5 protein-coding genes and 1 riboswitch are annotated in these 4,910 nt (G+C 71.0%); of the genes, 4 read left to right on the top strand and 1 reads right to left on the bottom strand.

Going from position 1 to position 4,910, the window contains the following annotated elements; all coding sequences use genetic code 11:
* Positions 1-258: 258 nt before the first annotated feature.
* Positions 259-371: riboswitch (TPP riboswitch) on the top strand.
* Together QH283_RS21195 and QH283_RS21190 are read left to right on the top strand one after the other, a co-directional pair.
* Positions 367-1,731, top strand: a complete 1,365-nt coding sequence (locus tag QH283_RS21195) for a purine-cytosine permease family protein (RefSeq protein WP_280504723.1) — start codon at positions 367-369, stop codon at positions 1,729-1,731. (Overlaps the previous riboswitch by 5 nt.)
* 118 nt (positions 1,732-1,849) lie before the next feature.
* Positions 1,850-2,323 (top strand): nitroreductase family deazaflavin-dependent oxidoreductase, encoded by a 474-nt coding sequence (locus QH283_RS21190; protein WP_280504722.1) that lies wholly within the window; start codon positions 1,850-1,852, stop codon positions 2,321-2,323.
* 22 nt (positions 2,324-2,345) lie between these two features.
* Here QH283_RS21190 and QH283_RS21185 read toward each other — a convergent pair whose 3' ends face one another.
* A complete protein-coding gene (locus QH283_RS21185; RefSeq protein ID WP_280504721.1) occupies positions 2,346-3,320 on the bottom strand; it encodes an NAD(P)-dependent alcohol dehydrogenase in 975 nt (324 codons plus the stop codon).
* A gap of 87 nt (positions 3,321-3,407) precedes the next feature.
* On the opposite strand from QH283_RS21185, the gene QH283_RS21180 reads away from it, so the two are divergent.
* Together QH283_RS21180 and QH283_RS21175 are read left to right on the top strand one after the other, a co-directional pair.
* Entirely contained in the window at positions 3,408-4,055 is a 648-nt protein-coding gene (locus tag QH283_RS21180) for a TetR/AcrR family transcriptional regulator (RefSeq protein ID WP_280504720.1), read from the top strand.
* Between the two features lie 158 nt (positions 4,056-4,213).
* On the top strand, positions 4,214-4,897 hold the full coding sequence (locus QH283_RS21175; RefSeq protein ID WP_280504719.1) for a cutinase family protein: 684 nt from the start codon (positions 4,214-4,216) through the stop codon (positions 4,895-4,897).
* Positions 4,898-4,910 lie beyond the last annotated feature (13 nt).

Here is a 4,910-nt window from a genome sequence, read left to right as displayed (position 1 = left end):
GAACAATGCCCGCCCTCGGGCCGAAACCCACCGCGCCGCGTGACAGGCGGTTGCCCAGCCGACGGGTTCCCGGTCGACCGCTTCGGCACGGTCACACGCGAATTCGCCGGAGAAACCGGAGACAACTGAAGTCCTCCGAGCCTGACGCGCCGCGAACGACCATCCCGGCCCCGGCCGCTGTTTCCGGGTCGGTGTGCGCCGCGGCCGCCGAGACGCGACGGGATGTGCCCCTACCGGTACGGGTGTACTATTCGCCGGTCAGATCACCGCGGGAGCTCGGAGAACGGCCGGGCTGAGAGGGTGCGCCCGAGTGCGCCGACCGCTGAACCTGTCCGGGTAATGCCGGCGTAGGGAGTAGGTAGCGGCATGGCGTCCACTGTCGGCACGGGCGGAAACGAGGCGCCGCTCACCCTCGACGAACCGGCGCCCAGGGTGCTGTCGTTCTGGGATCAGAGCGCGTTCTGGGCCAACCTCGGCGTGAGCCTGTTCGCCTTCTCGGGGGCGTACACGCTGCTCGCGCCGGACACCGAGGGCGCGGCGCGGATCTCCATCGCGGCGGGCGTCGTCGCGATGATCGTGGGCACGGTGGTCGGCGGGCTCATGCTCGGGCTCTCGGCGATCCCGGGCGCACGCACCGGCAAGCCGGCGATGATGTTGTTGCGCGGGTTGTTCGGCGCGAAGCCGAGCTATGTGCCGACGGTGTTGAACATCGCCCAGTTGGTCGGGTGGGGCACTTTCGAGTTGATCGTGATCGCCGACGCGGCCGAGGAGTTGTTCGGTGGCGGGCCGCACTGGCTGTATGTGGTGGTGGCGGGCGTGCTGACCACAGTGCTCACCATCTGGCCGCTGGGTTCGGTGCGTGTGTTGCGGCGCTTCGTCACCGTCGGCGTGGCGATCGCGCTGCTCTGGTTCTACGTGCAGTTCTTCCGGGCGGGCCTGCCCGATCTGACCACCGACCCCGGCCCCGGCGGGTCGGGCCCGTTCGGTTCGGACTGGAGTCTGTTCTGGATCGCCACCGACGCGGCGCTGGCGGTGTCGATCTCCTGGGTGCCGGTCGCGGCCGACTACACCCGCTACTCGCGCGGCACGGGCGCGGCGTTCGGCGCGGCGAGCGGCGCCTACGCGCTCACCCAGATCCTCGCCTACATCCTCGGCCTGTTCGCCCTCGCCCTGGCCGCGGGCGAGGGCGCCTACGGCCCGTTCCTGACGGTGACGCTCGGCGCGGCGTTCTTCCTGATCCTGGTCGTGCGCGAGGCCGACCAGTCCTTCGCCAACGTCTATTCCACGGCTGTCTCCATCCAGAACCTCGCACCCCGGACGGACCGGCGCGTGCTGTCGGTCGGCTTGGGCGTGTTCATCACCCTGCTCGCGCTGTGGCTGGACATGGACGACTACTTCGGCTTCCTCGGCCTCATCGGCTCGGTTTTCGTGCCGCTGCTCGGCGTCCTTGTCGCCGACTTCTTCCTGCGCGCCCGGGGCGAGTGGAACACCGACGCCGACGCGCCGTCGCGATGGAGCATGATCGTGGCCTGGCTGCTCGGCCTGTCGGTCTATCAGCTGATCAACCCGGGTGACGCCGGGGTGTGGACCGATGCCTGGGTGCGGGTGCAGCAGTGGCTGCACTTCACCGCGCAGCCGTGGATGAGCGCGTCGCTGCTGTCGTTCCTGGCGGCCGCCGCCGCGGCGTGGGCCCTCGGGGGGCAGGCCGAGCGTCGTCGCGCCACCGCCTGACCGAGCGCGCGTCGGGAGCCGGCCGGATCGCCCGCCGATAGGATGGGTGTCGCCGCGGCGCGGAAGTCGCCTCGCGCCGACCGTGGCCCTCGTCATCCGGCTCGGAGAGGAGTCGCCGATGTCCCTGTCCGAGATCGGCGCCGCGATCGGCGCACGCGCCCTGCGCACCCGCACGCTGGTGCGAGCGCCGATCGGTGTCTATCGCGCCGGATGGGGCCGGGTGTTCGGCTCGCGTCTGCTCATGCTCGAACACACCGGCCGCCGCTCCGGCGCTCTGCGCCATGTCGTCCTCGAGGTGGTCGATCACCCCGCCCCGGACGAATACGTGATCGTTTCCGGGTTCGGGGAGCGCGCCCAGTGGTACCGCAATATCCGCGCGCAGCCGAAGGTTCGGGTGTGGATCGGCACACATCGAGGTCTGCCCGCGACCGCGACCCCGATGACCGATCAGCAGTCCCGCGACGCCCTCGCGCGGTACGTCGCCGCCCATCCGCGCGCGTGGAAGAACCTCAGGGCGACCATCGAGCGCGCCACCGGCGAACCGGTCCACACCCTGCCCATGGTGCTGCTCCGCACGAATCGCTCGCGTTGACAACGGAATCCGGGCGACCGGATCACTGCGATCCCATTGCGGCCGACTGGTGCGGCAGGATGACGAGATTGCCGACCTTGCGGCCGCTGTCGACCCGCCGGTGCGCTTCGGGGAGCGCTTGCATGCCGCCGACGATCTCCACCAGTGGATCGAATTCCCCCCTCGCGACGAGGTCGAGCAGCACCGCGAGGTTCTCCCGGCGTTCGGGTACCGCTCCGGCGATCACGCGTCCGCGAGCGGTGATGGTGTCGGCGAGGCCCGCCACGGCGAGGATCAGCACGCCACGCGGCCCGGCGAGGCGGAGTCCGTCGGCGCGGGTGAGGTTGCCGACGGCGTCGAAGACGACGTCGAAGCGCCGGTCGAGTTCGGTGATCGGTGTCCGCCGGTAGTCGATCACCGTTGCGGCGCCGAGACGGCGCACCAGGTCGTGGTTGGGTTCGCTGCTCACCGCGGTGACGTCGGCTCCGAAGTGGACGGCCAGCTGCACTGCCGCCGATCCGACCGACCCGGAGGCGCCGTTCACCAGGACCGTCTGCCCGGCACGGAGTTTCGCGCGGTCGCGCAGGTAGTGCAGGGCGGTGCTGCCGCCGAAGAGCGCGCCTGCCGCCGCCGGATGAGCGACGCCGGCGGGGAGGGGCGTGAGCCTGGTGGCGGGCACGGCGAGGTATTGGGCGTGCGCGCCGAATCGGGCCCCGGTCATGCCGGCGACCGCATCGCCGACCGTGATGCCGGTGACCCGCTCCCCCACCTGTGCGACGGTGCCCGAGAAGACGACGCCGAGCACATGGCGGCGTGGTCCGCGCAGGCCGAGGCCGAGTTTGCCGAGCAGGCCGAAGCCGCGCGGGAATCGGCCGGCACGGATGCGCGCGTCGCCCGAATTCACCGAGGTGGCTTCGACTTCGACGAGGACATCGTCTCGGCCGGGTGCCGGGATGGGCACGGTGGTGATGCCGACGGTCTCCGGCGGGCCGTATCGATCGACGGTCGCCGCGCTCATATGGGTGTTCATCGCTTCCCTTACGCCTGTAAGTCCGAGGTTGCCGATAAGGTACCCTTACGGCCGTAAGGAGGCAAGGGAGGCGGCATGGTTGCCCGGCAACCGCTCACCAGGGAGCGCATCGTCGAGGCCGCGGTGCGGGTCGCGGACGCGGGCGGATACGCGGCGATCAGCATGCGCAACGTCGGCAAGGAGCTCGGGGTCGAGGCGATGTCGCTGTATCACCACGTCGCCAACAAGGACGCACTGCTGGACGCGCTGGTGGACTGGGTGTTCGCCCAGATCCGGTTGCCGGAGCCGGACATGGGCTGGCGTGAGGGGCTGCGGGTGCGGTCGGCTTCGGCGCGAGCGGTCATGTCGGCGCATCCGTGGGCGCTGACGCTCATCGACTCCCGGGCCCATCCCGGCCCCGCGTTGCTCAGGCACCACGACGCGGTCATCGGCTGCATGCGGCGCGGCGGATTCTCCCTCGACCTCGTCGCGCAGGCGTTCTCGGTGATCGACGCCTACGTCTACGGATTCGTCCTCACCGAACGCAACCTGCCCTTCGACCCGGCGAGCGGTGCCGATGCCGCCGACCTCGCCGCCGGCATGCTGCCCGCGATGGCCCGGCATCCCCACCTCACCGAGTTCGTGCGGCACCTCACCGGCGCGGGAACCTATTCCTTCTCGGCCCAGTTCGACGAAGGGCTCGACATCATCCTGGACGCGCTGGAGCGGCGGTCGGCGCAGTAGCAACCGCTTCGCTCTTGCGCGATCTCGCGCATCGACGGCCAGCGGGCATGCCACCATGGTCATCGTGCGGGCGCCGCCCGGACCGCGACAGCGCCGGAGACGGCCGGGCGACGGGACACCCCACGGCCCTCCTTCCGGCTGGACGACACGGAGGAGCCATGACCCTGATGAAGACCGGCATCGCCGCCCTCCTCGCGATCGTGCTGACCGGCATCGGGATCGTGGCTCAGGCCCCGGCGGCCTCGGCTTCGCCCTGTGGCGACGCGGAGCTGATCATGGTGCGCGGCACCGACATCTCCCGGCCCGTCGCGCCCCACTGGGCGTCGGTCGACGACCCGACCGTCGGCAGACCCCTCGATGCCGCCGTCCGCGCCGCCCGCCCTGACCTGAACTGGACCCTCTACAACGTGTCCTACCCCGCCGACAGCACCGGTCCCCGCTCCCGCGCGATCGGCGCCGTCGATCTCGTCGCCCACCTCGTCCTGCGCGCCATCGAATGTCCCGCGGCGCGATTCGTCCTCGCCGGCTACTCCCAAGGCGCCGAGGTGCTCTCCAACGCCCTCGGCATGCCCAGCGACGACGCCCCGCCCGCGGCGGTGATCCCCCCGCTGCTGGCTCCGCGCATCGCGGCCGTCCTGCTGTTCGCCAGCCCGATCCACGCCTACAACGACGTGGTGCCCGAGCCCTACACCGGGCAGACCGCGCAGTACTGCGTGCCGCAGGACCCCATCTGCAACCCGGCGTCCGCGCTGCCGCCGGACGCCGGCCACGGCGCCCACACCCCATACGGCGAATCGATCCCCGGCGGCGGCGCGAGCGAGCGCGCGCGCCACCTGATCTAAGCCACCAAGAAGG

The sequence above is a fragment of the Nocardia farcinica genome (assembly GCF_029867845.1).
Taxonomy (GTDB): domain Bacteria; phylum Actinomycetota; class Actinomycetes; order Mycobacteriales; family Mycobacteriaceae; genus Nocardia; species Nocardia farcinica_A.
This window is presented reverse-complemented; position numbering and strand designations above follow the sequence as displayed.

What these genes read in the sequence shown, in the direction of transcription:
- QH283_RS21180 (WP_280504720.1), top strand. Translation starts at nt 3,408, where the DNA reads ATGGTTGCCCGGCAACCGCTCACCAGGGAGCGCATCGTCGAGGCCGCG.
- QH283_RS21175 (WP_280504719.1), top strand. Translation starts at nt 4,214, where the DNA reads ATGACCCTGATGAAGACCGGCATCGCCGCCCTCCTCGCGATCGTGCTG.
- QH283_RS21195 (WP_280504723.1), top strand. Translation starts at nt 367, where the DNA reads ATGGCGTCCACTGTCGGCACGGGCGGAAACGAGGCGCCGCTCACCCTC.
- QH283_RS21190 (WP_280504722.1), top strand. Translation starts at nt 1,850, where the DNA reads ATGTCCCTGTCCGAGATCGGCGCCGCGATCGGCGCACGCGCCCTGCGC.
- QH283_RS21185 (WP_280504721.1), bottom strand. Translation starts at nt 3,320, where the DNA reads ATGAGCGCGGCGACCGTCGATCGATACGGCCCGCCGGAGACCGTCGGC.